This window comes from Staphylococcus sp. GDH8C109P, assembly GCF_017893405.1.
Classification (GTDB): Bacteria; Bacillota; Bacilli; order Staphylococcales; family Staphylococcaceae; genus Staphylococcus; species Staphylococcus cohnii.
This window is the reverse complement of the sequence record NZ_JAESMX010000024.1, coordinates 1-4,009: the sequence shown is the minus strand read 5'-3', so window position 1 is coordinate 4,009 and position 4,009 is coordinate 1. Positions and strand designations below refer to the sequence as shown.

At 29.3% G+C, this 4,009-nt stretch carries 4 protein-coding genes; all 4 read right to left on the bottom strand.

Annotated features, from left to right (window positions below; translation table 11 throughout):
• The coding region (locus KA867_RS12345; protein WP_210138221.1) for a replication initiation factor domain-containing protein at positions 1–924 on the bottom strand (924 nt) is incomplete at its 3' end.
• A 211-nt stretch (positions 925–1,135) separates the two neighbouring features.
• Positions 1,136–1,309 (bottom strand): transcriptional regulator, encoded by a 174-nt coding sequence (locus KA867_RS12340; protein WP_150527453.1) that lies wholly within the window; start codon positions 1,307–1,309, stop codon positions 1,136–1,138.
• A 366-nt stretch (positions 1,310–1,675) separates the two neighbouring features.
• A complete protein-coding gene (gene mobV, locus KA867_RS12335) occupies positions 1,676–2,887 on the bottom strand; it encodes a MobV family relaxase (RefSeq protein WP_031901517.1) in 1,212 nt (403 codons plus the stop codon).
• A gap of 314 nt (positions 2,888–3,201) precedes the next feature.
• Positions 3,202–3,963: an aminoglycoside nucleotidyltransferase ANT(9) gene (gene ant(9), locus KA867_RS12330; RefSeq protein WP_031901094.1), complete on the bottom strand. Its 762-nt coding sequence runs from the start codon at positions 3,961–3,963 to the stop codon at positions 3,202–3,204.
• Between the last annotated feature and the right edge of the window lie 46 nt (positions 3,964–4,009).

Genomic DNA, 4,009 nt, shown 5'->3' with positions numbered 1-4,009 from the left:
ACGTTGCCAAAAATCAATCTGCTTTTGCAATTGTTTTTCGTTCTCTTTTAAAGTCGATTTCATTAAATTTGTTAAATCAATTGGAGAAATTTCTTTAATCAATTTCTTATATTTTGTTCTAGAATTTCTGTGAAGTTTTCCCCATTCTTCTTCGTCATTTAACAACATAAAAACAATTGCTCTGTCAGATGTTCGTTCAATACTTTTCCAATCGGGTTTCAAAATATGTAAATCATTAAAACAATCATTCCAGTAATCAACCATATCTCTTTTTAATTCAATTTCTACACGCCATAAATATTCTGAAACAATTTCAATATCTGCATTATCTTTACGTTCTTGTTTTTTATTATAAATTCTAATAAATCTATCACTGTCACGAACACCAAAATATTTCGTTTCTGGTTTACCATTACGACCATAAAAAATAGTTTTCTTAACTGCTTTATCAGTCATTGCATAGTAATCACTCAAATCATCTTCAAAATCAAAAGCTAAATCTAATCTTGTAAAACCATCATCTTCCATGTAGTCGATAATGTTTTGTTTTAACCAAAGCATTTCTTCATGTGTAAGTTTATTCGGATTAAATTCAACACGCATGTTACGTCTATCCCAAGTATCTGCTTTCACTTTGTCATATTCAATATATACTTTTTCTTGTAGAGCTTTAGCTTTAAATTTCGTTTGTAGTATATCCCAAAGTCTAATTTGTGGTTCAATACTCATAAATTCGGATAGCTTGTGAGCATTGCTTTTATTAAGATTTCCAACAATTGTCATAGCATCAAAGCTCAATTTTGGGTCAGATATGCACACAGTATGTGCGTGTAACCGGCTATTAGAGTAGCCGGTTTTAGAAAAATTTGTATTTTCGTATTCTATGCTTTGATTTGATAAGATTTCTTGCTCTTTTTTACTCATAAAAAATCGACTCCTTAATTTACTTTAAGAAGTCGCTCACCCGAATATATATCTTGATGTATATTCAAATATCGTTTAATATCTAACTATACAAAATCATAAAAAACAACTTATGTTTTTATTTGGGTAAGTCGCTATCACAAACTTTGGTCAGGGAGTGAGCGACTTCTTTTTATTTGTTTATTAATATAACACTATCAAAAGACTTGGTCTAATCAGACTGAGCCTTTTTTTGTTTATAGTCATTTATGGTTTTTTTCATATGCTGACGAATGTCATACGTAGCTATCTTAGATTGTTCATGAAGCACATGCTTGTAATCATCGTATAGTTGTTCATCTACTCTAATTGTAATACTTCGCATATTTTTAGATTCCTTTGCCATGTTACCATCTCCTTGTCTACATTTTTGTAATGCTAAGTAATGCTATTGTATTATTAACATATCCAAAATTCAAGAAATCTTATCAAAATAAAAAGACCAGTTAAAAACTGATCTAGTTTAATATCTTTATTGCATTATTCCAATTCCTCTATTTGCCGACGATTCTGCGCTCCTTAATAATCCTAAAGCTGTCCATCGGTCGATTTAATAGCTGACGCTATTGACCGCTGGCGCTTTAAGTCTAATTAAGGGCTCTCATCGACAAATAGATTTTCTCGGCATAAATGCGTGTTATAATACATGAGAGTACAACCAATACCACATTGTATTTACTTAAGCCTTTATCTATTCTGATAAGGGCTTTTATTATCTGCTCATACCTCTACCACGTTTCTGATTATCTTTTTGTTCTTGATGTTCTTCAGGATGTATTTGTTTATCTAACGTTCGTATTACTTGTATCATGCGACCATTATCTTTACTCACATCATTCATTAAATTCCTATATTTATTTCTACCAATAGCTTGCTCTAACTTCTTGAAAATTTCTCTAAGAACTTCAAAAAGTTTATTTGCGTTATCAAGTTGTTTATTTCGTTTTTCAAGAACCTCATTCGCTTTCGTCAGAGTTTCAAACATACTCTTATTTTCTTCTTTAAGCCTACTGTTTTCGTTTTTTAGGTCATTTAGAGCTTTATCTGACTTAATATACTCATAATCATCTTTGATTAATTGTGCTGCTTCTATTTGCTTTTGAAAGGCATTAAAATCTTCTTGGCTTATGACAACATTTCCAGTTTCTTGTACTTCTTTGTTAAACAAACCACCTACTTTTTCCGTTTCAAGCTCATATGGAACATTTATAGGCTTTTTAAGCGTTTCTAACGATTTTTGATACTCTTGCATCAATTTATCGTTCTTTTGCTTTATATGGTCTGTTTTTTGGCTCTCACGCTCATATTCTTGCTTATGGTATTCTGTTTTTTGTTTATACTGGCTCATTTGCTCATGTTTCGCATTCGTAACTTGTCTTGATTGACCACGTTCTAAGTCATATCCTCGTTGTTTAACATACTCATTAAATCTATCTTGAAATTCCGTTAAGGCTTTTTTATTACCTACAACTTCTTTAGCACTTAAACGACCGTCATCAGTAATCGGAACAACTCCATAATGCATATGTGGTGTTTTCTCGTCCATATGCACCGTTGCATATAATAAATTATCTTTACCGTATTCTTGTTCTAAAAACTGTTTAGCTTGTTCAAAAAAACGCTTTGTATCTTCTGATGTTTGATTATTAAAAAATTCATTGTCTGATGTAATTAACCCATCAATATGTTTAACTGCGTCTGTTCTAATTTTTCTTTTATTTGTATAATTCTGCTCTATTTTTTCCTCAATCAAGTTATTAAAGTTTTGTTTATTATCGTTTACTAAATCATAATTTAAATGTGTTTTACTATGGTCTATATCTTCGTTTTCGTAATTATTATTTTCTCTTTGAACATGTTTTTGAATACCTGTTGTATTTGTTCCAGATTTAACTTTTGAAACTCTCACAATCGAATATGACATATAAAAATTCCTCCTCTGCACAAAGGGTTTTCGTGTATTTAATACTTTAAGTCTAACATACTAGACTTATTTTGAAATAAGTCATTAAACCGTATGCTCTGCGAGGCTAAAACATGTTTTTGTGCAAGCACAAAAAATGGACTGAACAAGTCAGTCCATAAGTTCAAAACCAAATTCAAAATCAAAACACCAGCAACCAAAATAGTGGTTGTTAAATATAAAGATCAAAACTAAAACAACATATATTCAACTACTTACTTTCTTTTTCAAAATTTAAGGAATACTTGATATTGCAAATATCACAAAAGCTATTATCATAATTTATAATTCAAATAAGCATAAAGTTTTTTAATGACACTCTTAACAGGAAAAAGTTCCCAATCAACGCTATTACCATTTTTATAACTAGAAATAGCTAAACTTATTAAATTATTTTCTTCAATTGATAAATTTTCTATTATCATACTGCCAGCTAAATCTTTTGAATAAAACTTACCTGTTTCATAAGTTACGATCATACGACAAAGGGTTAAAATAACATTTGTTTCATCACCATAAAAATCTTTTATCAATTCTTTAGAACTTTCCTTTATAGCTTTTTGTAAATCAATAAATGGAACATCAGGAATTAAGTTATTAATATTATTTTCGCCATAAATTGATATTGAAGAAAGCTTGGCTTGATATAATAATATTGTTAAATCAATGTTGTTATTCTTTTCTGGAATAAAATAATTTAAATAATCTTCTCTAAGCCATTCCCCATAGATAAACTCTTCAATAGGTGGATAAGACCAATTTTCATTTTCATGATAATTAAGCACAGTTAATTCTATATATTTTAAACTTGTATCTTCACCAATTTCTTTAGAGATAGGCATAATTTTCGAAATTAATATTCTTTTTTCTTCTTTAGTCATATCTCTATTTATTATCACTAGAAAATCAACATCACTATCTTTTTTTAAACCCCCTTTAACATAAGAACCATATAAATAGACTCCTAATAAATCTTTTGAAAACAATCGTTTCAATTCTATTAAAACATTATCAATTTGCTTATTTGGTTCCTCCATTATTGACTCCTCTCATCTTTAAATATTATTTCCAAAATCTAAATTC